The organism is Paenibacillus sp. JNU01, from assembly GCF_059130585.1.
In genome coordinates this window covers 1797226-1821783 of record NZ_CP169723.1, presented here as the reverse complement: position 1 = coordinate 1821783, position 24558 = coordinate 1797226, and the positions used below count along the sequence as shown (strand labels likewise).

General features: G+C 43.7%; 30 protein-coding genes and 1 tRNA gene. 25 read left to right on the top strand and 6 right to left on the bottom strand.

Annotated elements, in window-relative coordinates:
- Positions 1-37 precede the first annotated feature (37 nt).
- The 8 genes from NLBNIHML_RS07840 to NLBNIHML_RS07805 all read left to right on the top strand — a co-directional run bounded on the left by NLBNIHML_RS07840 (position 38) and on the right by NLBNIHML_RS07805 (position 5887).
- The gene (locus NLBNIHML_RS07840; RefSeq protein WP_339235803.1) at positions 38-1753 is read left to right on the top strand and encodes an ABC transporter ATP-binding protein; all 1716 of its coding nucleotides are present in this window, start codon (positions 38-40) and stop codon (positions 1751-1753) included.
- 243 nt (positions 1754-1996) lie between these two features.
- Positions 1997-2326 carry a hypothetical protein gene (locus NLBNIHML_RS07835; protein WP_472477005.1) on the top strand — a complete coding sequence of 110 codons (330 nt, stop codon included), beginning with the start codon at positions 1997-1999 and terminating at the stop codon, positions 2324-2326.
- 125 nt (positions 2327-2451) lie between these two features.
- The gene (locus NLBNIHML_RS07830; protein ID WP_494354124.1) at positions 2452-3021 is read left to right on the top strand and encodes a DUF3221 domain-containing protein; all 570 of its coding nucleotides are present in this window, start codon (positions 2452-2454) and stop codon (positions 3019-3021) included.
- A gap of 48 nt (positions 3022-3069) precedes the next feature.
- A complete protein-coding gene (locus NLBNIHML_RS07825; RefSeq protein WP_494354123.1) occupies positions 3070-3498 on the top strand; it encodes a DUF5071 domain-containing protein in 429 nt (142 codons plus the stop codon).
- Positions 3499-3554: 56 nt separating this feature from the next.
- A complete protein-coding gene (locus NLBNIHML_RS07820; RefSeq protein WP_342570644.1) occupies positions 3555-3824 on the top strand; it encodes a hypothetical protein in 270 nt (89 codons plus the stop codon).
- Between the two features lie 61 nt (positions 3825-3885).
- Entirely contained in the window at positions 3886-4971 is a 1086-nt protein-coding gene (locus tag NLBNIHML_RS07815) for a DUF3626 domain-containing protein (protein ID WP_494354122.1), read from the top strand.
- A 302-nt stretch (positions 4972-5273) separates the two neighbouring features.
- Positions 5274-5453, top strand: a complete 180-nt coding sequence (locus tag NLBNIHML_RS07810; RefSeq protein WP_307534400.1) for a ribbon-helix-helix domain-containing protein — start codon at positions 5274-5276, stop codon at positions 5451-5453.
- Between the two features lie 140 nt (positions 5454-5593).
- Positions 5594-5887, top strand: coding sequence for a DUF6809 family protein (locus tag NLBNIHML_RS07805; protein ID WP_342570642.1), 294 nt, complete (start codon positions 5594-5596; stop codon positions 5885-5887).
- 223 nt (positions 5888-6110) lie between these two features.
- On the opposite strand, the gene NLBNIHML_RS07800 is transcribed toward NLBNIHML_RS07805, so the two are convergent.
- Entirely contained in the window at positions 6111-7013 is a 903-nt protein-coding gene (locus NLBNIHML_RS07800) for a manganese catalase family protein (protein ID WP_091014199.1), read from the bottom strand.
- 257 nt (positions 7014-7270) lie between these two features.
- On the opposite strand from NLBNIHML_RS07800, the gene NLBNIHML_RS07795 reads away from it, so the two are divergent.
- The 4 genes from NLBNIHML_RS07795 to NLBNIHML_RS07780 all read left to right on the top strand — a co-directional run bounded on the left by NLBNIHML_RS07795 (position 7271) and on the right by NLBNIHML_RS07780 (position 8643).
- A complete protein-coding gene (locus NLBNIHML_RS07795; protein WP_339235790.1) occupies positions 7271-7579 on the top strand; it encodes a hypothetical protein in 309 nt (102 codons plus the stop codon).
- A gap of 56 nt (positions 7580-7635) precedes the next feature.
- Positions 7636-7962, top strand: a complete 327-nt coding sequence (locus NLBNIHML_RS07790; protein WP_339256360.1) for a DUF3889 domain-containing protein — start codon at positions 7636-7638, stop codon at positions 7960-7962.
- A gap of 194 nt (positions 7963-8156) precedes the next feature.
- Complete coding sequence (locus tag NLBNIHML_RS07785; protein WP_145322936.1) at positions 8157-8378, top strand: hypothetical protein; 222 nt, start codon at positions 8157-8159, stop codon at positions 8376-8378.
- Positions 8362-8643, top strand: a complete 282-nt coding sequence (locus tag NLBNIHML_RS07780; RefSeq protein WP_339235785.1) for a hypothetical protein — start codon at positions 8362-8364, stop codon at positions 8641-8643. Before NLBNIHML_RS07785 ends, NLBNIHML_RS07780 begins: the two co-directional genes overlap by 17 nt.
- Before the next feature lie 75 nt (positions 8644-8718).
- Here NLBNIHML_RS07780 and NLBNIHML_RS07775 read toward each other — a convergent pair whose 3' ends face one another.
- The 3 genes from NLBNIHML_RS07775 to NLBNIHML_RS07765 form a co-directional block, all read right to left on the bottom strand.
- The gene (locus NLBNIHML_RS07775) at positions 8719-8955 is read right to left on the bottom strand and encodes a DUF3892 domain-containing protein (RefSeq protein ID WP_339235783.1); all 237 of its coding nucleotides are present in this window, start codon (positions 8953-8955) and stop codon (positions 8719-8721) included.
- A gap of 111 nt (positions 8956-9066) precedes the next feature.
- Entirely contained in the window at positions 9067-9510 is a 444-nt protein-coding gene (locus tag NLBNIHML_RS07770; RefSeq protein ID WP_339261478.1) for a GNAT family N-acetyltransferase, read from the bottom strand.
- 237 nt (positions 9511-9747) lie between these two features.
- Positions 9748-10005, bottom strand: coding sequence for a hypothetical protein (locus NLBNIHML_RS07765; RefSeq protein ID WP_339235781.1), 258 nt, complete (start codon positions 10003-10005; stop codon positions 9748-9750).
- A gap of 203 nt (positions 10006-10208) precedes the next feature.
- Between NLBNIHML_RS07765 and NLBNIHML_RS07760 the strand changes: the two genes are divergently transcribed.
- The 6 genes from NLBNIHML_RS07760 to NLBNIHML_RS07735 all read left to right on the top strand — a co-directional run bounded on the left by NLBNIHML_RS07760 (position 10209) and on the right by NLBNIHML_RS07735 (position 16710).
- A tRNA-Val gene (locus NLBNIHML_RS07760) sits at positions 10209-10280 on the top strand.
- 210 nt (positions 10281-10490) lie between these two features.
- Entirely contained in the window at positions 10491-12125 is a 1635-nt protein-coding gene (locus NLBNIHML_RS07755) for a recombinase family protein (RefSeq protein WP_494354121.1), read from the top strand.
- Between the two features lie 223 nt (positions 12126-12348).
- A complete protein-coding gene (locus NLBNIHML_RS07750) occupies positions 12349-14559 on the top strand; it encodes a M1 family metallopeptidase (protein WP_494354120.1) in 2211 nt (736 codons plus the stop codon).
- 204 nt (positions 14560-14763) lie between these two features.
- Complete coding sequence (locus NLBNIHML_RS07745) at positions 14764-15036, top strand: hypothetical protein (RefSeq protein WP_339235771.1); 273 nt, start codon at positions 14764-14766, stop codon at positions 15034-15036.
- Complete coding sequence (locus NLBNIHML_RS07740; RefSeq protein ID WP_494354119.1) at positions 15023-16021, top strand: hypothetical protein; 999 nt, start codon at positions 15023-15025, stop codon at positions 16019-16021. Before NLBNIHML_RS07745 ends, NLBNIHML_RS07740 begins: the two co-directional genes overlap by 14 nt.
- Before the next feature lie 2 nt (positions 16022-16023).
- The gene (locus tag NLBNIHML_RS07735) at positions 16024-16710 is read left to right on the top strand and encodes a hypothetical protein (protein ID WP_494354118.1); all 687 of its coding nucleotides are present in this window, start codon (positions 16024-16026) and stop codon (positions 16708-16710) included.
- 217 nt (positions 16711-16927) lie between these two features.
- Here the strand turns inward: NLBNIHML_RS07735 and NLBNIHML_RS07730 are convergent, their stop codons facing one another.
- On the bottom strand, positions 16928-18139 hold the full coding sequence (locus tag NLBNIHML_RS07730; protein WP_494354117.1) for a chromate transporter: 1212 nt from the start codon (positions 18137-18139) through the stop codon (positions 16928-16930).
- A 217-nt stretch (positions 18140-18356) separates the two neighbouring features.
- Here NLBNIHML_RS07730 and NLBNIHML_RS07725 point away from each other — a divergent pair, with 217 nt between their 5' ends.
- The 6 genes from NLBNIHML_RS07725 to NLBNIHML_RS07700 all read left to right on the top strand — a co-directional run bounded on the left by NLBNIHML_RS07725 (position 18357) and on the right by NLBNIHML_RS07700 (position 21256).
- Positions 18357-18776: an organic hydroperoxide resistance protein gene (locus tag NLBNIHML_RS07725; RefSeq protein WP_017687397.1), complete on the top strand. Its 420-nt coding sequence runs from the start codon at positions 18357-18359 to the stop codon at positions 18774-18776.
- Positions 18777-18956: 180 nt separating this feature from the next.
- On the top strand, positions 18957-19523 hold the full coding sequence (locus tag NLBNIHML_RS07720) for a YdhK family protein (protein WP_494354116.1): 567 nt from the start codon (positions 18957-18959) through the stop codon (positions 19521-19523).
- Between the two features lie 109 nt (positions 19524-19632).
- Entirely contained in the window at positions 19633-19812 is a 180-nt protein-coding gene (locus NLBNIHML_RS07715; protein ID WP_017687398.1) for a hypothetical protein, read from the top strand.
- Between the two features lie 74 nt (positions 19813-19886).
- The gene (locus NLBNIHML_RS07710) at positions 19887-20087 is read left to right on the top strand and encodes a hypothetical protein (protein WP_133385501.1); all 201 of its coding nucleotides are present in this window, start codon (positions 19887-19889) and stop codon (positions 20085-20087) included.
- A gap of 199 nt (positions 20088-20286) precedes the next feature.
- Complete coding sequence (locus NLBNIHML_RS07705; RefSeq protein WP_253439155.1) at positions 20287-20841, top strand: copper amine oxidase N-terminal domain-containing protein; 555 nt, start codon at positions 20287-20289, stop codon at positions 20839-20841.
- Between the two features lie 97 nt (positions 20842-20938).
- A complete protein-coding gene (locus NLBNIHML_RS07700) occupies positions 20939-21256 on the top strand; it encodes a DUF1292 domain-containing protein (RefSeq protein ID WP_036614722.1) in 318 nt (105 codons plus the stop codon).
- A gap of 222 nt (positions 21257-21478) precedes the next feature.
- On the opposite strand, the gene NLBNIHML_RS07695 is transcribed toward NLBNIHML_RS07700, so the two are convergent.
- The gene (locus NLBNIHML_RS07695) at positions 21479-22954 is read right to left on the bottom strand and encodes an aminotransferase class I/II-fold pyridoxal phosphate-dependent enzyme (RefSeq protein WP_278299186.1); all 1476 of its coding nucleotides are present in this window, start codon (positions 22952-22954) and stop codon (positions 21479-21481) included.
- A 177-nt stretch (positions 22955-23131) separates the two neighbouring features.
- Here NLBNIHML_RS07695 and NLBNIHML_RS07690 point away from each other — a divergent pair, with 177 nt between their 5' ends.
- The gene (locus tag NLBNIHML_RS07690) at positions 23132-24427 is read left to right on the top strand and encodes an MFS transporter (RefSeq protein WP_339235758.1); all 1296 of its coding nucleotides are present in this window, start codon (positions 23132-23134) and stop codon (positions 24425-24427) included.
- Positions 24428-24558: the final 131 nt, after the last annotated feature.

Sequence of the window (24558 nt, the reverse complement as noted above, 5' to 3'; positions counted from 1 at the left end):
TCATTGTTGTGTGATTGCATAAGGAGGACTTGAGTCCATGCTTCGCCGTTTCTTTGCCTATTACAGGCCTTACAAAAAGCTCTTTATTCTTGACTTTAGCTGTGCGATTCTGGTCGCGCTGCTTGAACTGGCTTTTCCACTGGCGGTCAACCGGGTAGTTGATGATCTGCTGCCAGGAGGACGCTGGGACTGGATTCTATGGGCGTGTCTGGCATTGCTCGGCATCTACTTCCTGAATTCCTTTCTGAACTTCGTAGTTACCTATTGGGGACACAAGCTGGGGATTAACATCGAGACGGATATGCGTAAAAGTCTGTTTAATCATGTGCAGAAGTTATCGTTCCGTTTCTTCGATAATACGAAAACAGGACACCTCGTGTCCCGCATGACTAACGATCTGATGGATATCGGTGAGATTGCCCATCATGGTCCAGAGGATGTATTTATCGCGGTGATGACACTGATCGGTGCATTCAGCATCATGATGAGCATTAACGGAAATTTGGCGGTGTTAACCTTTATCATCGTGCCACTGATTATTTATCTCTCGCTCTACTTTGGCAGCAAGATGTCCAAGGCATTCAGCCGAATGTTCGGAGATATTGCCGACTTCAACGCTCGTGTAGAGAATAATATTACAGGTATCCGTGTTGTTCAGGCTTTTGCCAATGAAGAGCATGAAAAAGCACAATTTGCAGTAAACAACGGTCGTTTCCGTCAAACCAAACTGATTGCATACAAAATCATGGCCTGGAACTCCTCTGTCAGTTACATGCTGATGAAGCTGGTATCCCTCTTTGTTCTGGTATGCGGAACATGGTTTGTCATTAACGGCAGCATGACTTACGGTCAGTTCATAGCATTTATCATGTTGTCCAATGTGTTCCTGACACCCATTCAGAAGATCAACTCGGTTATTGAGACGTATCCGAAGGGGATTGCAGGCTTCAAACGATATACAGAGCTGCTTGATATGGAACCGGATGTGGAAGATCGTCCAGGGGCTGTATCGGTATCCCATTTACGTGGAGATATTCGTTATGAGCAAGTGACCTTTGGTTATTCGGATCAGGAGCCTGTGCTCAAAGGTATCGATCTGAGCGTGCAAGCTGGCGAAACGGTCGCTCTTGTCGGTCCATCCGGGGCGGGTAAAACAACGTTGTGCAGTCTGCTGCCGCGATTCTATGATGTGCTGGAAGGTCGCATCACGATTGATGGGCAGGAGATTCAGAATATGACGCTGGATTCCTTGCGTAGTCATATCGGAATTGTACAACAGGACGTATTCCTCTTCGATGGAACCATCCGGGAGAACATTGCCTACGGCAAGCTGGATGCATCCGAAGAAGAAATCTGGATGGCTGCCAGACGAGCACAGATGGAGTCTTTGATTCAATCGATGCCGGAAGGGTTGGATACGTTGATTGGTGAACGCGGCGTGAAGTTGTCCGGTGGACAGAAACAGCGTTTGTCCATTGCTCGCATGTTCCTGAAAAACCCACCGATTCTAATTCTGGACGAAGCCACATCCGCGCTGGATACAGAAACGGAAGCAGCCATTCAGCAATCGCTGGCTGAGCTGTCCGAAGGCCGGACTACACTGGTCATCGCTCACAGGCTGGCAACGATCAAAAATGCGGACCGCATTATTGTAGTAGCCGAACAAGGCATTACGGAGCAAGGACGTCATGAAGAATTACTCGCAGCAGGTGGGGTCTACAGCCGCCTTCACTATGCGCAGTTTGGCGCGTAACCTGTTCGATGTAGATTTAACAATGCCAATATGAGATGTAATGCCATCGTTCATGACTTGGAAGGAGTCAAGACGATGGCATTTTTTTCTGTAATGTGAATAGGATGTAGGTCTGGGGTGCTGAATTGTGTCTGCCTGTGATCATCTGTGATCAGGAACATGGAAACGGGTAATAATCATCAAGTCTCAAACTTTGCTTGGCTAATATACTCATCATTATTTATAGCGTAGGAGGCGAACGAGATGCAGATGAACGATATGTTGAAAATTCTTATAACCTGTCTATTATTTATTCTGATCTGGTGGCTTCTGATTCAAGGGATTCGCAAACTTTCCAGTACTCGTGCGGGGTCCGGTTTACGACGCTGGGGTGGATGGTCCATTGGACTTTTCATTGTTGGCGCTGTGCCACTCGGTTTTTCGCTATACACAGAGATCTTTGATGAACGCCTGGATGCCAACATCGGGTTAGGGCTTGCCATGTTATTTGTCTGGGCCTACTGTGCTGTCTTGTTATGCGCAACATTGGTGGTCTGGGGCAGGTATGTGTACAAAAGGGATATAAGGAAGTGAATATTTGGGTTGATCGTGCTAGGCGCGTCAAAAATTTAAGGGTGAGCCAAAGGCTGTATTTGCAACAATGAACTGATATGGAACGTTAAATTTAGGAAGAGGTGTTGTTAAAAGGGGGATTACATATGATCAATCTTCGTCAAGTCGTTATGTTGCTCTCAACCCTAATCGTATGCCTTACGGGATGTTCAGGACATATTGAGTGCAACTCCGAGCAGGCTCAAGCCAATGCACCGAGTGAAGATGGATTTACTGGTTATGTGGTTGATCGTAAAGACGATTCCGTTCTTGTGGTTGATCCTGCTTATCAAGATCATGGTTCGGATGGAGAAGAAAGTCGATATTATCCCGCAAAATGGTTCTCCAATTCACCTGATCCACAGATCGGCTCCTATGTTGAAGTCTGGACGGATGGAGGCCCGGAAAATCAGCCCTATCCCGGACAGGCCAGAGCAGAAAAGATAGCGGTATCTTGTCCAAATACGCCAGACGGTGCCCATCTAAGTGAGGCAGACGCCATTCGGGGTGGACTATACTCACCAGATGGAGAAAAATTACGTGTTCCTGTGATTGAGGATGTACAATTTGATCAGGATGCAGGAACGTGGACGATTCGCATGATAGATGCGATGTCAACGACGAAGAATCAAGATCGGATTGATATCAGAGTAGAGGATGTAGAGCCAGAGGAGTAACAAGAGGGAGTATATCATTATGTAATATAGATGAGAAAGGAAAATTAAATGGATATGAGGGCGCGTCTTCCCCGCGACAAGTTTGATTTTGAAGCAGTTAGCGAGTTAAATGAATTTAGTAATGAAGAGTTGAGAGGCATTATTCCAGATCTTATGCAGTGGTTACAAGACGGGAATTGGCCAATCTCTAAGCCGGTAGAGGACCTATTATTGAGATTGGGGAAGGACATAATTCCTCATATTAAGGATGTGTTGCAAACCCAAGATGCTACTTGGGAATATTTCATTTTGGTCGGACTAATTGATCGATTGCCTGTATCTCATCTCAGTATGCTACAGACGGATCTGGTAAGGATATTGGAGTCCCCTACACATGACGAGATACTAGAGGAGTTGGATGAGGTTATCGTGGAGCTTTTGGAAAAGATGAAGGGAGACCAACGAGAGGTAAGTGGAGATGGGAGTTTGCATACATAGCAATAGGTAATTTACTTTCTAAGAAAGACTGAAATATTGAATATGGAGTGATAAACATGCTGAAATACCAACTTCTTTTCCCGACTTGTTTGAGTTCGGAAATATACTGTTTGGAGATTGTACAAGAGTTAATTGGCTTATTTGATATTTCAGAGAAGGAAGCCTTTCTCAGGATTAATTCCTTTTGGGAAGGCAATGATTTTACATCAGAAGACGACCTGATTTTTCATGAGCTCCCTGAATATTGGGCAAAAACAATTTATTATGAGAAATCGAATTGGTGGAATTTCCCCGAGAACGAACTAATCCCAAGAAAAATAGATTGATTTGATAAGCAAGGAAACCGCCATTATGATTTTATAAAAAAGGGAAAGGACTCCTCTGCCCATGGAACTATCAAGGTCTCAGCAATTAGCTCAAGAACATGTAACCAATTATGCAAGAAGCCGCAAAAATGAGGCGGAGCAAACCATTAGGGAAATCCTTCGTATGTCCAACATCGAGCTGAAGACATTTGAATATGCTATCACTAAACTAAAATCTCATGCAAGTATCGCGCTACACTTTCACCCAGATCGATTAGATCCGAATATGAAAAGCGTGGCTGAGGCACTACTTGAGCAGGGGTTTTATAAAAGTCAGTTTGAGACTTTCTTATCGAATGGAAGTGTATCCGCATTTTCAGGCGGTGAACGTGACGTTTGGGAGAATAAAATGTTTGGCGGAGCGTACCAAATTAATGGCTCAACCAATAGCGAACGTCCCAAGTATGGGGCACTCCATGTCATGTTACATCCCGATGGACCTGCTCCGCGTTTTGGATCATGTTATTTCCTTTTATCCGCTGAGGTCTCTCATCGTTGCACGTATACATATTTGGATTCTCACCAAGAACCTGAGGAAAAGGGAACGTATGAGGAATTTGACCTCATTTTGGCTGCTCTCTTGAGGGATGTATTTTATAGTAATTTTGCCATTGGTGAAAGAAATCTAACCGTTCAAAAGTTGATCGACCATATGCTCGTTAATGTTGAGAAACCGTTTCAAAATCCATCAAATCAAGAGCCAAACCGAAATCTGGACCATTATATCGAAGCTCAGGTTCATGGTGATATTTCCCTTGAAAAAGATGTCAAGATGCTTGTTGCCGACCCATCATTTAAAGGCACACATACAGGACAAATCTTAGAGCAGATATGTTTAAAGTATTCCATTGATCTCCACTGGCACATGGGCTTTACACTATTAGTTGATGACGTTCCAATGGATTTTCGAGGTCCTTCGATGCCTTCACTGGCCAAAAGAATTGCCAAAAGTGATTTGATTGATGCAAATATCATTGGTTCTGCAGCTATGGACTTGAAACGAAATCCAAGTCATTGGAGCGATCGAGGAACCTACAAAGAAGTTCTACAAGAATTAAAATTACTCTGGCATGTTTTGGTGAGATATGGGATGCCAATGGAGAAGTGAAAACATTTTTCGAAATTAAAAACATTAAATACGTAGTGATAACAATGCTAAAGGCACCAATTTCTGTTTCCTACTTGTTTGCGTGTCTCCTGAATTTTAAATTGTTACTCAATAATAGTACTCTAACAACCTTGAGCGCCTAGTCGTTCAAGGTTTTTTTATCATTCATTCAAACGGATTACAGACTATACATTTATCTATGAATCTGCTGTCACAAAAACGAACGTATGTTTTACAAATACATTGACTTTTTGTCCGGGCAATAATATATTGTTGTCAGGACAAAAAAAGAGGTGAAGCAAATGTCCGCCAAAAAGATGGGGCGGCCTAAATCTGACAAACCCAAAAGCAGAACGATTGAGATACGTGTTGACGAGGACATTATGAACAAGCTCGATATTTCGGCAGAAAAGCTGAATACGAATCGATCAGACATCGTTCGCAAAGGGATTGAGAAGATTTACGACGAGCTCCAAAAATAAAAAATGAAGCAGCGCTAGTCCCACGAAGAACACGCTGCTTCCTACCCCGCAATCACTTGAATGAGCGACTGCATAAATATCCTACCATGTGCAGAACGTTCATTCAAGTGAGATGCGAATTGATATACAGGAGGATGCACATGAATTCGATATTAGAAGCATTATATAATGGACGACTTCGACCGGATGAGATGATGATGCCGACACATCCTGAATACCAAGCGTTAGGGCGGCAGATTGCAGCTCTGACAGAGCAATGGAAGAATCGTTTGAGCGAGAATGAATTCCGTGAGCTTGAACAATTATTTGACTTGTGTGGCAGATGTGAGGGCATGCATACGGAAGCAGCGTTTGCACAAGGTTTTCGTCTGGGTGCCAACTTGTTAATTGAAGTCATGAGTCAGCGTGAGGAATCAGTGTTGGAGTTTAATTAAGTTTAACGATGTGAGCAGGGATCCGGTTTACTTTTACAGCCAAATCCTCAGAAAATGACGTGCATAGAACATACTCATTTAGCATCATAAAATTGTATCATACATTTATTATAACAAAGCCCTCAAATCCTTTCTGCATTCAGCAGCAGGGGTTGAGGGCTTCACTTAAGCATGGAGTTAACAATTTATATATAGGGAAAGAACCTGTCAAACAAATGGTTCTTTAATCCGCAATATTTCCCGCCATCTTGAGACGGCGAGCAATTTCCTTAAAGTCTTCTTGCGAAATACCTGGTGCGAACTCCTCCTCGACCGCAGGAGCTTCTGGAATCGGGAAACCTTCTGGTATACCCTGAATTACTTCCAGAGGTTGTCCATCTTCGGGGTGAGTTCCTTTCCAGATCTGACCGATCGCATTGAAATCTTTATCACTATAGGTGTACAGCTTGGTGTGTACCCCTTTTTCTTCATATTTACGAGCCTCATTGAAAGCTTTGTTGTTCAGTGAAGGGATAGGAACGAGTTTGGTTACATTGACGCCAGTTGCAATCTCAAGGGCTTTTGCATATGCCACGACATGAACTCCGCCACGTACCAACAGGAAACCAACCACTTCCCGGGCTGCCGGGTGATCTGTCATCTCATATACCTTCATTTTATGCGTACGCGCTCCACATTCGAGGAAAAAGTTGTGCAACAGATCTTCGACCAGATTACCACTGTTGAAGACATTTGCTCCCGTCCATGGATTACCCATAGAGTCAAAAGGCATTGCACCTTGTGCACCTGCCAGATAGTGATACGACAGACGAGCATCTTTCACCGAACCTAGCGGCGTATCGTCGGGTTCTTTGTACTCGGTTGATCCTCTAAGACATTTGTTAATGCCATGAGACACGAGTTCAACATGGCCCAATTCTTCAGCCGTAATGCTCATGACGAGGTCATAGAAGGGCTTCAGCTTTTCTTTGGATCGAAAATTAAACGATTGATAGAGGTAATTGTTCAACGTTGACATTTCTCCGAATTTGCCGCCGAGCAACTCTTGTATGGCTGCTGCTGCATTCGGATCGGGCTTCTCGACATTGGGAATCTCAATCAGGATTTCATCCAAGCGTTTGAACATTGGGGTGTAACCTCCTCAAAGTGGTATTGCAGATCCTGTAGAAATGTTAGATCATGAAGTCAGGCTGTCATGGCCTATTACACGGTTATTCCCTTTTTTAAACATAAAATCAACCAAATGGGACTTAAGTATTGCATATCAAATGCTGCATATCTTCTCCCTGTTGTTATTTCCAATACGGTGAATTTTATGTATAATCTAACCTTTAAATGGGTCTGCCAGATACAAGAGAATTAAGGTACATAAAGGAGTTAAAGATGAACAAACGTTGGGTAAAAATAGTGTGGATTCCGATCCTTCTGATGATGCTGATGTACATAAGCAGCGAGCCTGTCACAGCATATGACGTTACGAACGAGGTTCAGGTGGATGAACAAACGAGGCAAAGGCTTGAAAAGAAATACGGGTTGGATCGTCCTGAGGAGCCGAAGACACAACAACACGTTTTCTCGGGTGACTGGGGAATGAGTTTCCGGACGGAGCCTCCTGATTCGTTGGACCGGCTTGTTCATGTGGTTCCTTTTTCCCTACGGCCACTGGCTTGGATCTTTCGTTTATTCGTGTAAAATGAAACCCGGACGGGCAATATAACAGAAACATATTGTCCTAAGGAGTGAGTGAAATGAGAATGCTCATCGTTACAATACTTACGGTTATGCTTAGTTTAGCGGGATTCACACCTGCCTCGGCTACGGGCGCCGCCATCCCAGATTATGCGAAGTGGGGAATTATTGCGGTCAAAGAAACACAGACAAAGTACAATGTGGATATTTTGGACTATAAGCACATCGGCCGTACCTCTCTAACAGCAGATCAGTCACGGGAACAGTTCAAGCTATGGGTTCGTGCCAAAGACGGCAAGCAATTCGCGGTCTATGTAAATGTTGATTTTAATCCATCTACACAGCAATTAAAGAAAGTGCAATTTTCGGAATCCGATCGACACTGATCCGTTACTGAACCGGATTATTACAAGAAATGTTGTTATATCAGCAGCATTATCAGAGGAACCAGACTCCCTTGATCAAAGGGGAAAGTCTGGTTTTTTTTATTTTGCAAAATCCTTTTTTTACTATTGAATAAAGAACTTATGTTCGCATATAATATGAAATACAAACAAATGTTCTTATCGGAGGGATGATTATGCTAGGGAAATATATTGGCCAGATGGTGGAGCTGGTCTACATGGATCGTGCAGGGCAGATTACGCAGCGACAGATTCGAATTAATAGTGTACGTGGCGGGATGATTAGAGCATCAGCGGGAAAAGAAGGCTCACCTCGAACATTTCTGGAGCAAGGTATTCTGGCATGGCGTCCTGTTACGGATATGAATGGGGAGGTAAAGTATGCTGAACGACTTTGAACGTAAGATTTTGCGGATTATGGTGAACTATGCAGGACAACGGCGCAGGCTGCCGCGTATGGATGAACTGGAGACCAAGACGGGACGAAGCAGAGCTTACATTCATGAGTCTTTGCTGGAGCTTGAACGAACCGGGCACATCGCCTGGGAGAATCGGTCTACTCTCGAAGGGATACAGATCTTGCAGGCATGGGAACAGGTACAACAGCCAATTCGCAAAAGCCAGCCTTCCGGGGACTCCGTAAAATATTTTACGGACTATTAATCATAATAAGAAAACGCCAACCCGGATAACCGAATTGGCGCTTCTGTGTAACACGTAACGATCTGTGCATCTATTTTAGAATTGGGGAAGTTGGTCCAGGTTGTTGGTTGGGTCACCGTCGGCATCGCCGCGAATATACATTTCGCCATCTTTGCCTTTAAATACATTCACGCCGGCAATAGCGCCAGCCTTTACTTCTGCAAGTGCTTGTTGGTAATCCAGTATACGTCCTGCTGAAGTCTGAAAGGCTGTCAGGTCACCGTCGCCATTTTTCTGTACGGCTGTGAAACTCTCGCGTGTTGTTTGATCCATGATGTCACACTCTCCTTATATGACGAGATAGGAATCTGTTTACCTGATTAGCCTATCCGAATTCCTGGGAAGTATGCACTATATGCTCATAAGACCGCCAATGCCGAAGTTTTACAGACTCTTTTTCATACGAACATGCAGAATTTCTGCATCATAAAAAGGTTCTTCCGAAATCACTTCATAGCCCAGTTTCTCATAGAATTTCTGCGCCTGACATTGAGCATCCAGTACGGAATAGGATAAGCCGAGTTCACGTGCCAGTTCCTCCATCGCGAGCAGAAGCACGCGTCCATAACCGAATGAACGATGAGACTCAAGCACCGCGATCCGCTGCATTTTGGCCGTATCCTTGCTGTAATAGATCAGACGTCCTGTAGCTACAGCTTGCCCATCCGTACTTAACAATACGTGATGCACATCCGGACTAATGACATCGTATTGATCAATCTCAATCTCGGCAGGAACCTGTTGCTCGATCACAAAAACGTGATTGCGAATACCCAGGGCTTGTTCCAGTTGTTCTTGCGTCGTTACATAACTAATCTCAGCTGCCAATTCCATTCCTTCTTTCTGCTCTTGCGCGACATATCAGACTGAATTATACAAAAAAATGTTTTTCCTGTATAGTGAAGTCTGGGACATATTGGGAGAGGAGGGGGTAGTGATGGGCATGGCAGGCATCATGGTCATTACATTGTTAATGTCGGCGGGAATGATTATTCTGTTGTATTATGTGACCAAGAAAGCATACTCACGTAAGTGGGATGAAGAAGAGTAATTTACCTCTTACCTTCACGGCAAAACTTCACTGCTTCCTCGCGGAGAATATACATCTTGAACTACCGATTTGGAGTATACGTCCAGCCAGACGGGTAGAGATTCATCATTTTCATTGGGTTGTTTTAACTGTTGGAATTGAACCGTATGTTCATCCCGTTCCAAGCCGCAACCGGTAAGGGTTGTCATGACAATCATAAGCCCAACGAAAAAAAAGAAGCATTTGGTAAATGTATGTGTATTGGATTTTGACCGTTTTGTTAAGTTTCTCATAGAGAATTCACCTCGTTGTAGATATGGTAATCTTCCTTTATTGTGCACCATTTTGGGTGAATTATAACCAAATAAATCATTGACAATGAACACGGTTACTTGATATGATACTGTTACTTGATTGGGAAATAATTATATATCATGATCTGTTAGCTCAGCTAAAGATAGCATTATGATCGTGATGGATACATCCTATTTATTACAGGGCGATAGCTCAGCGGGAGAGCATTATCTTGACAGGGTAAGGGTCGTGGGTTCGATCCCCACTCGTCCTATATGAAAAAAAGGGCAACTTCTTTTGAGAATTATATCTCAAGAGGAGTTGTTTTTTTATATAACATTATGGCCACCTCTGATAATATATGTAGGTGGTTTTTGTTGATAATAAATATACTTAATGGTATAATTTGGATTAAATTAAGCAGTTAAAGTAGTTACGGACATCAATAAAAATAATACAGAAAAAAGATATGGTGGTTGATGGAATGGGACAAACAAAACGTGTTGCAGCACTATATCGAGTGTCCACAAAAGGACAGATGGATGGAAACGATATTCCAATGCAACAACGAGCATGCAGGAAGATGGTAGAGAAACAAGATGAATGGAAGCTAGTTAAGGAATATACCGAAAAAGGGGTATCAGGTTTCAAAGTACCTGCCTCGAAGCGTGATGTTATTCAACAGGCTAAAGAAGATGCAGAGAATGGCTTATTCGATGTTTTGTTGGTATTTATGTTTGACAGGCTTGGAAGAAAAGATGATGAGACCCCCTTCGTACTTGAGTGGTTTGTAAACAAAGGGGTTGAAATGTGGTCTGTAATAGAAGGACAGCAAAAAATTGAAGCAAACACCGATCGGATGGTCAACTACTTAAGATTCTGGCAGTCAAGCGATGAAAGTAGGAAAATCTCTGACCGTGTCAATGAAAAACATAAACAGATGGTCGAAGATGGTATTTTCAGGGGAGGAGGTATTCCCTACGGGTATAAAAGTGTTGATTCCGGTAATGTAAATAAAAAAGGAAAAGTAATGCAAAAACTGGGCAAGCACGAAGAAGAGTCAAAGATTGTAAAAGAAATATTCCGACTAGTGCTTGAAGAAGGATACGGGCAATTAAGAATAGCTAAACTTCTAAACGAAAAAAATGTTCCGACAAGAAAAGCAAAACAATGGGGTGCTCCAACAGTAAACGTTATACTTAAGAATCCAATCTACAAAGGAGTGATGAGGTATAGAAAAGAAAAAGGGGACGATATATTTTCAAAACCAATCCCTGAATTAATGATAGTTTCAGAAGAGGATTGGAATACTGTACAGGATATAAGGGATAAAAAGAACCCTAAGAATCCAAACAGAAATGAAAATTCCATTCCCATGAGCACTAAGGGAAGTTTACTTTTAACTGGATTAGCTAGATGCGGTTGTTGTAACTCTAGATTGACTACGACTACATTTGTAAATAAATACAAAGCAGCTAATGGAGAAATTGTTCGATACAATCAAAATAAAAGTTATCGCTGTAGTGGAAAATTGCAAGGAAAGACGGATTGTGATGGACAGGCAACATTTTCTTCAAAGAAGGTAGAGAGACAAGTCTTAGAAAGCGTGGAAGTATACTTAAGTGAACTCAGAACAATAGATTTTCAATCGGAAATTGAATTGATAAAAAAGAAAGTTTTTAATCAAGAAGAGGAAAGAATTAAAACAATGCAAAATTTACTGGAAGAGCACTATGAGGAGCTTGTGGTATTAAACGCTGAGGTTCCAAAAGCTATAATGGGTAAGAGTGCATTCAAGCCAGAAATGCTCAATGCTCTTATCGATAAAAAAGAAAACGAAATTCTGAAAACTTCTGAAGATATTAAGGGAATAGAGAAATTGTTACTCTCCAAAAAAATGGAGATATCAGAGATGGAGACTCTAAAAGATGATCTCCCAGTTTGGCGGGATGTGTTTACAAAAGCTTCTACAGAAAAGAAGAAAATGATGTTATGCACATTGCTAGAAGTGGTCTACATTAGTAAAGATAAAATATCGGTCGAAATCAAGGCTGGAATAAAAGAATTACTCGGTCATCTATACAGAGAGAGAAAGGATACCAAGATCTCACTTATTTGACAGGGTAGGGGTCAGTGGTTCGAGCCCACTACAGATCATACACGAGGAGCCTTGCGATGTAAGGCTTCTTTTCTTTTTCTACATACAACCATGTGATTGAAGAAAACTTCAGTTTCTCTTCCTCTTTTTTAAACAAAACTTAAATAAAACATAAATTCATCATAAGGTTCCTCTTCTATACTTGGTTCTGAGGTCAACATAGAACAGGAGAAGGAGAGAACTTATGAATTATTCAAATCCATTTACATTAAAGTTAGCCAGAGTAGGGATCGCGGGTACACTGGCTTTAATACTGGCAATAAGTCCACTTGCCAACATGGGGGTTGTGGCAGCGGAAGCGGTCCCACCTGTATCTACGAACATACCTAACACACAGAAAGACTCCCTAAAGCAGTCCCCGATTCAATACCAGATCCAGGCTCGGCTGAATGAGAAAGACATGACGATCCAGGGGAGCGAGAAGGTAACGTATCGCAACACAAGCAAGGATACACTCCAGCAACTGGTCCTGCATACATATGCTGATGCGAACCTTTCCAAGTCCACACAGGCTTCAATGTTCCAACAGAACAATGAACAGATTAGTGAAGATCATCCCGAGAAGACAGCGGAGGACTTTCTGGGTGGCATTGATATTCAGGCTGTAACAGCAGATAGCCAGTCACTGGACTTCCATAAGGAAAATCAAGCGCTGACTGTACAGTTGAAAAAGTCCGTTCAACCAGGCGAATCGATAACATTACAATTGGAATTCCATCTGAATATACCTTATGGCTCACAGCGAATATCCTATTACAAGGATATAATTAATGGTGCACACTGGTTCCCGGTGATGTCTGTATACGATGAGGTCAAGCAGCAGTGGAATAAGGCACCGTATAGTCGAACATTCGAGAGCGATTATTACACCTCGTCCGACTTTGAAGTCCAATTTAATGTGCCTGAGGAGTATCAGGTAGCCATGCCTGGCATGATCTCCACTCAAAACAGTACAGAACATGGGCGTAAGATTGTGTCTGCCGTAGCCGAGAATACGAGTGAGTTTGTTTTCTTTGCCAGTCCTAATCTTCAAGTGGAGCGCGCTACTCGTAACGGTCTGACGGTGGAATACTATTATTTCAACGATGATCCATCCAAGAAAGAGATCGTTGACCGATACATTAATCAGGCATTCAAGGTCATTGATTTCTATAGTGAGAAATACGGCAAGTATCCCTACCCAGAGTTCCGAATTGTCGAGACGTATGTACAAGGCGTTGCCGTGGAGTATGCGAGACTCATTCAGATGGGCCAGATTCAAACGGGTAAGGTTCCAGAAGAAGATACAACATTTGTTCATGAGATAGCACATCAGTGGTTCCATGCATTGATTGGTAATAACTCAGAGACCGAATCCTTCCTGGACGAAGGCTTTGCCGATTTCTCCATGGTGTATTTTGCCGAGAAACAGGGAGTTAAGCTAAATGGTTTCAGATCCATACAGTTTGACACTGCGCCCGTAGATATGGCGATTGCGTCAACAAACGATGAAGCTGGGGAGTTAGCCGGTCTGGTGTATTATCAGAAGGGGCGACAAGCGATCTATCAACTTTACCGTTCCGTTGGTGAAGAGAAATTTGACGAGTTGATGAGAACATATTTCCAACGCTACGTGTATCAAAATGCAACAATAGAGGGGCTTCTTCAAACCATTGAAGATGTGCTTGGTAAGGAAGTGCGCGCAGAAATGCAAACAGCCCTATATCAGCCTGATTTTGTCTTAAAGCCTGAATACCAATTATCCAAAGAAGAGACCGCTGCATATGTGCATGATATCTTACAAGCGCAATATCAGGCTGTCATGGGTATGATCCCTAATCTGCCTTATGAAGTGATGAATCGATTGATGGACAAAGTCCTTCAAGGCGAGGAATTAACCATTGTGCTCAGCGATCAGGTGAGTAAGCTTGCAGCCAAACAGCAGGAAGATATCGTTCATCAGTTGACCGGATTCCTTGATATGAGCGGTATACGGTACGACGTTGTACGGGGTCGCAAGGAGCTGAAGCAAAAGATGAAAAAAGCGATCGGCAACAGCAACCTTATTGTCATTGGCAATGCCAAGTCAAACGGATTGGTACAAGCTTTAAAATTCAACATTATTGATCGGACCAAACAGACAGGTTTTCCTTGGAAGAATACCATGAATCAACCTCTTGCCGCTGGTGCATACGTGATCAAACATCCCTATAACCAGAATCGATTAATGCTTCATTATTTCTGGAATGAGGATCATCTGAGCAATGCGGTATTTGAAGCTTTTAAGCTGAAAATGCAGGAGTCTATTGGATTCAGTAACGACTTTTACCAGTTCTATGTATTGAATAACCAAGGCAAGGAGCAATCCGATAAAAAAGTAGCCAATCCCTTATCTTCACTTTTTGCGGAGGAATAAGTAGTTAGTTTTGCAGTTTCTTCATTTAAACAGGTTAGCCTATTATTTATGGGTTAGCCTGTTTCGTCTTGTTAACATAAGCAAATGTTTGGTTATATGAAAAACCAGACTTAGAATAATAGGCTGCAAGATGGGCATAATGCTTTAACATAAAGGTAACTTCATGAATATACTTATCGGGAGAAAACAATAGGAGGGATTAATATGAAGGATCAACATTATCCGGGCGTACCAATGAAAGGCACAATTGCTGAGTACAACTGTAAAGGCATTAAAGGAATGACTAAAATGAAAGCGTATTCATATAGTGCTAGAATTCGCTCTATCATTCGTATTTCTCGGGAGTCAGCTGCGAATGAGGGTAATGTTGTTGATTTTTCAATCCTATTAATGAACGCTTCGGATGTTTTATATTCGCGACCGGTAACGGGTAATACCCCGTTCACGAAGGAGTTGAGCTCCCATGTCCATGACTGAAAATATTGCTCAGGCAGCACTGGGCGCAGCGATGAAGGCCAACAGGGCCATTGCGCCATATGATTATTGCGATGCAGAATCCAGACGGATGTACACGCCTCAATTTGATAAAAAAATGGACAATCCTATATATACCGCTGCAATGGCGGGTCTTCAATCGATCTATTGGTTTCGGGCGATCAAAGTGAAGGGGCTTATCCCTGGTGCAAAAGCAGATTATTATGCTACGTATTCTACCAACCATAATCGTATCGGTGGAATTGGACTTGCGTATTCCAACAGTCCGACAGGACCATGGACCAAACACGGACAGGTATATCTCGATACTGTGGTTGGGAATTCGACGGAAACGCCATTTGTGATCTGGAACGATGAAGAACAATTATTCTTTATGTATTATCAACAAAACGGACTTGGGATCAATCAATCGACGGCACTTGCAACCTCTGTAGACATGATTAACTGGACAAGAGTAGGTTTGATATTGGACAAACCTCCAGGTTTCCCAGGTGATGGTCATACCGGTTATTTCTCCTGTTTTAGAAATGGTGGCAAATGGATCGGTTTTTCGGTAATGGGCGGCGGTGACTTTGGCCGTAAATGTATCTGGCATTCTCATGACGGACGTAGATGGTTAGCTGATCCAAGACCATTAATGGGTGGCAATGATGCGACTTTATCAGCGGAAGAAAATATTTCGAGACCCAATGCAGGTGTATTTATGTACAAAGGGAGCATGTGGTGGCTGGGCATGTTATCGGCTTATGCTTCAGGTGGGGTTACGACTTTAGCTCGGCCTGCTATTGCCAAGATCAGCGCAGACTTCCGTCAACTGCTGGACAAACCTTCAGATATATATTTTCCGGCATTGAATTGGGAAACGACCAATATGCAATCCTTGATGGTGTCCGTTATGGACGGGGTAGTGTACGTGTATTACAATACCGATCATAATATCGGTGTAGCCTATTCGGTGGGGGTGTAGAGATGGTTATACGTGATGCAGCGGGTCAGATCGTGCCCTTTGGAAAGGTCCACAAACAGCTTGTGGCCGATTTTCTATATGGAACGTTACCGGATTGGGTGGAGGTGGTGGGCACCCCTACGTTTGAGCCTTTGCCCGATAGAGGAACCATAACAGTTACAACACCGACCACAGTAGGAGCGACGGCAGAGTTGAAAATGAAACATCTGATTGACAGCTCGAAAGTAACAGCAATTGCAGTCACTTTGGAAGCGCTACAATTCAACGGCAATATTGGAATATCGGTTCAGGTTGGCATCAAATCGAAGGATAGCAAGGCTGGTATCACCTTTTTTCATAACGTTAATCAGAAGTATGGGATGGTCCGAGCCTATAAAGCAGATGGAACGTACACGGATTTTAAGCAAAACATGGTTTTCTTCACTACGCAAGGTGTGGCGGGAGATGAAGCGCAGAATCGAAAGAACCTGACCGTGCTGCTCTGCACAGGGTTACAGTTCTCGGCGGGGTTCGAAAGACCTTCCGTGTGGCTTGGTGCGGATGATCAGTATGGAGGTGTTGCTGCTGACCTGAGTGGTGGGTTGTTCCAACATGGAGAATTGCAATGTCTGTTGAAACTCACCACAAGCAAGGCTGAGGCCAAGTATTTCAAATGTGCGCAGATGAAAGTGGATATCTGGAGTAACTAATCAAACTGGGGAGAAGTCTGAAGACGAACAAGGAACCTGATTTGAAGAAAGAGTGTAGACCTGCTAGGCCAGCTCGGATTTGAGAAACTTGAATTGGGATGCTGAAGAAAATAAACAGATGATCTGCATGGATCGGTCAATAACTTACTGGCAGTAATAGGGTACCTAAACACGGACGCTTTGAAAAAAAAGTGCAGTGTAGGGGTACCTTTTTTATTTAGAAAAGGTTCATCATTGTACCGCCTGCTGCACCAGCAACGACGACGATCCAGGGTGGTACTTTCCAAAAAACGAGCATTAGAAACAACATGCATACAAGTGCAAAATCAACAGGCGTCAGGATCGCAGTTGTCCAGAGTGGATCGTACAACGACGCCAACAAAATACCTACAACAGCTGCATTAATTCCGCGTAATGCTCCTTGGGTTTTTGAGCTTTTGCATAAAGCACTCCAGAAGGGCAATGCGCCTACGATCAGAAGGAAAGCTGGCAAAAAGATAGCGATCGTTGCAACCAAAGCTCCTGAAACCCCACGCATCATCGCTCCTAAATAACTGGCAAAAGTGAACAATGGTCCGGGTACAGCTTGTGCTGCTCCATATCCCGCCAGAAAGTTGGACTTATTGATCATCTCTGCAGGAACGAATTCACGTTCCAGTAACGGAAGCACAACATGCCCTCCGCCAAATACGAGTGATCCTGAACGGTAGAAGCTATCAAAGAATAACAGCCACCCCGAACGATCAAAGGGAGTGAGTAACGGGAGAAAAATCAGAATTCCAAAGAACGTAGCCAAACAGACGATTGCCAAGTTACGATTCACAGGGAGAGACAAGTCTACTGTTTTAAACTCGGTCATTTTACTAAAAAGGATCATACCTATCACGCCTGCTATCACAATAAAAAGGATTGGAGTGTATGCAGTCTGCCACACAAGAGTCGCCACTGCAGTAAAGATAGCGATGGTTGCCCTATAGCGGTCAGGAGTTAGTTTTTGCCCCATGCCCCATATCGCCTGAGCGACAATAGCTACAGCAACAATTTTCAGACCGTGAATCCAGCCAGTACTGCTAATATCAAATCCTTGCAGAAGAAAAGCGAACAAGACTAACGCAATGACAGATGGAAGTGTAAAACCAAGCCAAGCCATCAGTCCCCCCAGATATCCGCCGCGGATAATGCCAATTCCAATCCCGACTTGACTGCTGGCAGGTCCTGGCAAAAATTGACATAGCGCAACTAAATCTGCATAGCTACGTTCATCCATCCATTTTCTACGGCGAACATATTCTTCATGAAAGTAACCAAGATGAGCGATCGGTCCTCCAAATGAAGTCAGGCCGAGTTTGGTTGATACAGCTAGCACCTCATAGAGAGCCCTGGATTTATGTTTGGGCTTGTCCGGGGTTAGAAATGAATTATTCTCCAAACGTGTTATTCCTCCTTAAGTTCAACTTAGGTTATCTGATGACTACAATGATAAACCTCATTATCGCTATTCATTTAAACTCAGCATTAAACTGTATTATTTTTTTACATCAACTATTTACATACACAATTAAATTGTGTACAATGTAATTGTTAGCGATACAAGAAAAGCCGAATTTTAGTCAACATAAATCCAATCAACTAAAGGAGTTTTACAAATGAAAACATTATATGAAACAACAGTCATCAATACAGGTGGACGTCAAGGAATCGTACAATCTCCAGATAACGTGTTTATGTTGGATGTTGCTGCACCACCTGAACTGGGAGGACAAGTGACGACAGCTACCAATCCGGAGCAGTTGTTTGCAGCAGGGTATAGCGCTTGTTTTAACTCCGCACTGGAGTTTCAATTGAAAAAACACAAAGTTGAAATTGAAAGAAGTACTGTTGCTGCAACCGTGATGTTGGTGACGGACTCTGAGGATAACGGCGTGAAACTTCAAGTTGATTTGGAAGTTAAAATTCTCGGTCTGGATGAGGAGACAGCACAGAAATTTGTGAAACTTGCTCATGACTACTGCCCATATTCCAAAGGAATCAAAGGGAACGTGAATGTTAATGTGGAACTGGCGTAAGGTGTAATCACTGAAATGAATTGTTCTTGATAAGAAGCCTCCGAGAAATCGGAGGCTTTTTTGATTTATTTTGCTCCGTTGTAAGATGCGCCTTATCCGGAAAAAACAATAATTATGATTGCGATATACCTATAGGGGGTATAATAAAGGATATAAATACAATTAAAGGAGTGCTGACACATGAAAAAGTACTTAATGAACATATCGACTATCTTGATCGTAAGCAGTTTGATTTTGGGTGGATGTGGAAAGGAGACTCAGCAGACTATAGAGAGTAAAGATGACAGTCATACAGCCACCGCAGGTGAGATGCACCATTCTGAATCGGGAGAGCTACCGGAAGGATTGCGGGAGAAAAGCAATCCCACCTTTCCAGTAGGAAGCCAGGCAATGATGAGTGCCGATCACATGTCGGGCATGAAGGGGGCAACAGCAAAGATTGTTGGAGCTTATGAGACTACGGTATATGCAGTGACGTATACCCCAACCACAGGCGGAGATCCCGTGCAGAATCATAAATGGGTTATTCATGAGGAAATACAGGACCATACCGATCAATCGTATAAGGTAGGTTCTGAGGTGCTGTTAAGCGCTGATCACATGAAAGGAATGAAGGGTGCCAAGGCCACAATTGAGTCCGCTGAACAAACAACGGTATATATGGTTGATTACACCCCGACAACAGGGGGAGATTTGATAAAAAACCACAAATGGGTCACAGAAGAAGAACTATCTGCGATCCAATAGAACCAATTGCATGAAAAAGCTCTTTTATACAGAAAAATCAAATTCATACTCAATTATGGGTTATAATGGTATTAAGATTATACAAAACTGCTGAAAGGGGAATGTACCTATGATGGATTTTAGCAAACCACCCCATGGCTCTGAGACGGATACACACCGTCAGCGTCATCAGGAGAATGAACAGAAATACCTGTCCGGAGGCAAGAGCATTTGGTATGAAATCAGCAACTGGCTCATTCTCGGGGGCATCCTCCTTGTCATATTTTTATTATTTAAATACGTATTTTAAATAGACACACAACCGGGCGAATCCCCATATGATGCATTACATCAGTAAGCACTTGGGGAAATGGGGAATCCGGGATGGCAAAAGCAAAGGGAAAGAAAGCTCCCGCATTAAAGAGTGACAAAATCCGTGTATCCATGAAGTTGGTCACTTCCGATGTATGCGAGAGATGTAAAACACCATGTACAAGAGGCATGGATTACGCTGCGCGGATGCGAATCGAAGGGGCTATAGGCAAGGGTGTTCCCTGTATCCTGACCCGCCATACTTCATCATAACCCTTCGTCTAATTCCGTAGTTATAACATGAATAGAACAGAGGCATCCTTTAATGAGGAGAGCCTCTATTTGTGCATTCCAAGGGGTGGAAAAAATTCTGGATAAAAAATGAAAAATGATGAAAAACAGCGCAACTTTGTGGATGAATGTACAGTATAAATGTACAACAGCTAGCAGCAGGGGAGGGAATATTGACGGGATGAAATGGAAACGAGTATTGCTTTGTGTCACGGTATTCTCCTTGCTCGGCGGGTCTTTATTGTTTGCAGATTCGGTGAACGAAAAGATTCGTGTTCTCATTAACGGCAAGGAAGCAGCTGATGGAGGTTATCTCATTGATGGAACGACCTATGTACCTGTAAGGGAAGCTGGAGGCGTCGTCAAATGGGATAGCAGTAACAAGAGAGTAACGGTGATCAAACCGAATGTACATATTTTTCTCTTCAAGGGAGACACTGTATTTGGCAACGTTAACGTAGGGAAGCTGAAATTCAATGTATTTTCCCAAGTGGACAGTCTGACAGCAGATGTAGCTGCGGTGAAAGTAACGATTACCAATCCAAGCGGTCAGGTGAAGGATATCCAGTCACAGGAGCTTACAACGCAGAAGGATAACTTCTGGTTCCGCACTTACGATTTTACGTACGATTTCAGTCGTGCCGGCAAGTATCAAGTCGGCTTTCATATTAAAGAAAATGCAAACAGCAGTTACGTCCTGGTAGCGGAGAAAATCATTACAGCGTTGAACGATTGAAGCGGAAATAACCCTGTGAGTTAAATTGACCTGGGTCATTGAACATGTTACGATATGCAAGGTTACACAATTTCTATTTATAAAGCGAGGTATTTCAATGAGCGATCACACACATGAACACGGCGATGGCTGCGGATGCGGGCAAGACCACGACCACGACCACGAGCATGAAGAAGTCCTTCTCACATTAACAGACGAGAACGGCCAAGACGTGGAGATGGTTTTGGTGGAGACGTTTGACGTGGAGAAGCATGTTTATGCGCTCCTGCTGGAACGTAACAATCCTGAAGCTGACGGCATCATCCTGCGTATGGAAGAAGAAGACGAGGAAATGGTGCTCTACAATATTGAAGACGAAGAAGAGTGGAACCGCGTTGAAGCGGCTTACAACGAACTCGTTGCATCACAAGAATAGTCATTCTTTTGGAACATAACATGAAGGCTCCTTGATTTCAGGGGGCCTTTTGTTTGCTTTTAAAGAGGTGGACGAGCTGTTTATGACCTGATTGAACGACGAAATAGACGGGAAAATGCAAACTCACTTGTCCGATAAAATGAATTGTCCGACAAAATAAAAAAAAGACCAAGCGTAAGGCTTGGCCCTTCAAGTTTATCCCTGCTCAGCGCTGGGGGTGTTTTAGAAAATAGCGTCGGCTTCCACGATCACTTTAACGTTGGTTACACTGCGATCTTCGGGTCCTTTGACAGGCAATCCAACTTCGACATGGTCGATGATGTAGTCGATGTTCTCTTGGGTGATAACTTCACCCGGTAACAGGATCGGAATTCCTGGAGGATAGACATAGATGAATTCTGAGATAATACGTCCTGCGGATTCTTTAAACGGAATCACTTCGGTATCACCGTAGAATGCATCACGTGGCGTTAGCATCAACTGTGGAATATCCGGAACTTTGACCACCAGTTCATGAGCCGGGTTCACTTGATAATAGGTACGGGAGAGATCCTGCAGAGCGTTCAGCAAGATATCCACGCTGTCGTCCGTATCTCCTGGCGTGATGAGACACAGAATATTGTACATATCACTAAGTTCGACCTCGATGTTGTAATGCTCACGCAGCCAGTTCTCGGTCTCATACCCTGTAATACCTAGATGGCGAACATGGACCGTAACTTTGGTTGGATCGTAATTGAAGGTCGCTTCCGTACCCAGCAGCTCTTTACCGAAGCAATACAGTCCATCCATATCGTTAATCGAACGTCTGGCAAACTCGGCTAGTTCAATCGCCTTCTGTGCAATCTCACGACCGTGGAGTGCCAGGTTACGTCTGGATGTGTCGAGCGAAGCAAGCAAAATGTATGAAGTTGATGTTGAGGTGAGCAGACTCAGGATCGTCTGTACACGCTGTGGATTCACGAATCCATTCTTCGTGTTCAGGTTGAGTACGGAACTCTGTGTCATGGAGCCACCAAGCTTGTGAACACTGGTTGCCGCCATATCGGCACCTGCTGCCATCGCAGACAACGGCAGATCCTCATGGAAATGAATGAGTACGCCATGTGCTTCATCAACAAGTACAGGGACTTGGTAGCTGTGTGCCAGCTCAACAATCTCTTTCAGATCGGTAACCACACCGTAATAGGTCGGGTTAATGACAAGCAATGCCTTGGCATCCGGATGACGCTCAAGTGCACGGCGGATAGATTGTGTGGTCACTCCATGGTCAATACCCAGATTGGCATCTTGCGATGGAGAAACAAATACGGGTTTGGCGCCTGAGAAAATAATGGCGGACAGAACCGATTTATGCACATTACGGGGCACAATAATTTTGTCACCCGGTGAGCATACAGACAGAATCATGGTCATAATGGCACTGCTTGTGCCTTGTACACTAAAATAGGTATAATCGGCTCCGAAGGCATCTGCTGCCAAAATCTGTGCTTCCTGAATGACTCCGGTTGGCTGATGCAGGTCATCCAGCGGTGCGATGTTAATCAAATCTATGGAGAAGGCATTATCGCCAATAAATTCACGGAATTCGGTATCCGCTCCCAATCCTTTTTTATGGCCCGGAATATGAAACTGTACCGGATTGAGTGCCGCATGATTTTTTAAAGCGGTAAACAGCGGCGTACGGTGGTGATTCATTATTGCTGTCACAACCCTTCCTAATAAAATTGGTAAACAAAGATGAGTATAGCAAATTAAGACCCGAATGCAACAGGTATAATCGACAATTTTTTAAATTGCCGAGATTTGGGCACATTCCCCCCGGTTACACTAAGGACAGGGAATAGGTAAATGAACGCCGAAAGGGGAAAAAGAATGCAAACTGATACAAAACCAGCCAAAATTTTGCGATCTCCATTTTTTATCGCGATGTGGCTGACACTTTTTCTAGTTGAAATTATCAAAGGAGCGCTGTTGGTAGCCGTTTTGCCCGTGTATATGGATAATATTCTGGGTCTGTCCGCAGGCGTCATTGGTGTGGCATTTGCTCTTCAATATCTGGGAGATAATCTGTTCCGGGCGCCTTCCGGCTGGGCAGCAGAACGGATCGGATTCCGCGCAACGATGGTCACAGCACTAATCTGTACCTTAATCGCTGTTATTATGATCCTTTTTCTCAAAAGTGCCTTTGGACTGGCTATGGCCTGTCTGATTCTTGGCATTGGTACGTCACCGCTCTGGCCTTGCGCCATGACAGGGGTGACTGCGATGTCAGGCCCACAGAACAAGAATGGTACAGCAATGGGAGCGCTGGAGATGGCCGCTCTGGGCGGTACAGGCCTTGGACCAATTGGCATGAACTGGCTGCTGGAGCGTACGCACCATGATTATCGCACCATATTTCTTGTGTTGATGGGTTGTGCCATTCTCGTTATTCTGGTGGCCATGATTCTTCCTGGACGTGTCATTGTCGAAGGAGAGGAGCATGCCGAGCAAGCGGCGAAGAATCGAGATGTGAAATATCCAGCCAAACCAAACTTGCTCACGCCGTTCATCCGACTGCAAAAGAGTGTGAAGGGCACACTGCAGCGGGTTCGCAGCACGCTTAATGTTAATCCGTTAGTGTATCCTGCCTTGTTTATGCAGTCGTTTGTCATTGGGCTGCTCAGTCCAGTAATTACGCTATATACACGTACAGACCTGCATATCTCACCCAATCTGTATAGTTTGTTGTTGATTGCGGGGGGGGGAATAACTGTTATTGCGTTACTGCCTGTAGGTAAAATGGTAGACAGGTTTGGTACGAAACCGTTTCTGAACGTTGGTTTTTTGATGGCGTCAGCAAGTCTGTTCGCATTTTCCTCCATAACATCCATTCCGGTAGTCTTTGGTGTTGTTATGTTGGTGGGCGTCAGTTATGCCATGATTCTGCCCGCCTGGAATGCGTTTGTAGCCACACTGATTCCCAAAGGGGAGCGGGGAGCGATCTGGGGATTCTTCCTCACTTTGCAGGGATCGGGTATGGTTGTAGGTCCTATTGTTTCCGGATTGTTGTGGGACCACGTTAGCCATCCGGCACCATTCATTGGCAGTGCCGTCGTCATGGCAGGACTTGCCGTAGTACATTTTGTACTATCCCGCAATCCGTTTCGCACCGCTCCAGCCAAATAAAATAGAAAAAAGGGAGTTCCGTCAACCTTCATGGTTGTGGAGCTCCCTTTTTGATGTCTGTTATAACATGAAAATCGGGGGCTTGCCCCTGTGCGCTTGCGGAAAGCTGTAGTGCTGCCGTCCTTTCGGTG

Coding starts and splice junctions, on each gene's coding strand:
- NLBNIHML_RS07715 (WP_017687398.1), top strand. CDS start 19,633: ATGATGGATTTTAGCAAACCACCCCATGGCTCTGAGACGGATACACAC.
- NLBNIHML_RS07815 (WP_494354122.1), top strand. CDS start 3,886: ATGGAACTATCAAGGTCTCAGCAATTAGCTCAAGAACATGTAACCAAT.
- NLBNIHML_RS07795 (WP_339235790.1), top strand. CDS start 7,271: ATGAACAAACGTTGGGTAAAAATAGTGTGGATTCCGATCCTTCTGATG.
- NLBNIHML_RS07790 (WP_339256360.1), top strand. CDS start 7,636: ATGAGAATGCTCATCGTTACAATACTTACGGTTATGCTTAGTTTAGCG.
- NLBNIHML_RS07820 (WP_342570644.1), top strand. CDS start 3,555: ATGCTGAAATACCAACTTCTTTTCCCGACTTGTTTGAGTTCGGAAATA.
- NLBNIHML_RS07700 (WP_036614722.1), top strand. CDS start 20,939: ATGAGCGATCACACACATGAACACGGCGATGGCTGCGGATGCGGGCAA.
- NLBNIHML_RS07805 (WP_342570642.1), top strand. CDS start 5,594: ATGAATTCGATATTAGAAGCATTATATAATGGACGACTTCGACCGGAT.
- NLBNIHML_RS07705 (WP_253439155.1), top strand. CDS start 20,287: ATGAAATGGAAACGAGTATTGCTTTGTGTCACGGTATTCTCCTTGCTC.
- NLBNIHML_RS07755 (WP_494354121.1), top strand. CDS start 10,491: ATGGGACAAACAAAACGTGTTGCAGCACTATATCGAGTGTCCACAAAA.
- NLBNIHML_RS07735 (WP_494354118.1), top strand. CDS start 16,024: ATGGTTATACGTGATGCAGCGGGTCAGATCGTGCCCTTTGGAAAGGTC.
- NLBNIHML_RS07750 (WP_494354120.1), top strand. CDS start 12,349: ATGAATTATTCAAATCCATTTACATTAAAGTTAGCCAGAGTAGGGATC.
- NLBNIHML_RS07720 (WP_494354116.1), top strand. CDS start 18,957: ATGAAAAAGTACTTAATGAACATATCGACTATCTTGATCGTAAGCAGT.
- NLBNIHML_RS07810 (WP_307534400.1), top strand. CDS start 5,274: ATGTCCGCCAAAAAGATGGGGCGGCCTAAATCTGACAAACCCAAAAGC.
- NLBNIHML_RS07780 (WP_339235785.1), top strand. CDS start 8,362: ATGCTGAACGACTTTGAACGTAAGATTTTGCGGATTATGGTGAACTAT.
- NLBNIHML_RS07690 (WP_339235758.1), top strand. CDS start 23,132: ATGCAAACTGATACAAAACCAGCCAAAATTTTGCGATCTCCATTTTTT.
- NLBNIHML_RS07710 (WP_133385501.1), top strand. CDS start 19,887: ATGGCAAAAGCAAAGGGAAAGAAAGCTCCCGCATTAAAGAGTGACAAA.
- NLBNIHML_RS07785 (WP_145322936.1), top strand. CDS start 8,157: ATGCTAGGGAAATATATTGGCCAGATGGTGGAGCTGGTCTACATGGAT.
- NLBNIHML_RS07745 (WP_339235771.1), top strand. CDS start 14,764: ATGAAGGATCAACATTATCCGGGCGTACCAATGAAAGGCACAATTGCT.
- NLBNIHML_RS07835 (WP_472477005.1), top strand. CDS start 1,997: ATGCAGATGAACGATATGTTGAAAATTCTTATAACCTGTCTATTATTT.
- NLBNIHML_RS07825 (WP_494354123.1), top strand. CDS start 3,070: ATGGATATGAGGGCGCGTCTTCCCCGCGACAAGTTTGATTTTGAAGCA.
- NLBNIHML_RS07695 (WP_278299186.1), bottom strand. CDS start 22,954: ATGAATCACCACCGTACGCCGCTGTTTACCGCTTTAAAAAATCATGCG.
- NLBNIHML_RS07765 (WP_339235781.1), bottom strand. CDS start 10,005: ATGAGAAACTTAACAAAACGGTCAAAATCCAATACACATACATTTACC.
- NLBNIHML_RS07840 (WP_339235803.1), top strand. CDS start 38: ATGCTTCGCCGTTTCTTTGCCTATTACAGGCCTTACAAAAAGCTCTTT.
- NLBNIHML_RS07830 (WP_494354124.1), top strand. CDS start 2,452: ATGATCAATCTTCGTCAAGTCGTTATGTTGCTCTCAACCCTAATCGTA.
- NLBNIHML_RS07725 (WP_017687397.1), top strand. CDS start 18,357: ATGAAAACATTATATGAAACAACAGTCATCAATACAGGTGGACGTCAA.
- NLBNIHML_RS07740 (WP_494354119.1), top strand. CDS start 15,023: ATGTCCATGACTGAAAATATTGCTCAGGCAGCACTGGGCGCAGCGATG.
- NLBNIHML_RS07800 (WP_091014199.1), bottom strand. CDS start 7,013: ATGTTCAAACGCTTGGATGAAATCCTGATTGAGATTCCCAATGTCGAG.
- NLBNIHML_RS07775 (WP_339235783.1), bottom strand. CDS start 8,955: ATGGATCAAACAACACGCGAGAGTTTCACAGCCGTACAGAAAAATGGC.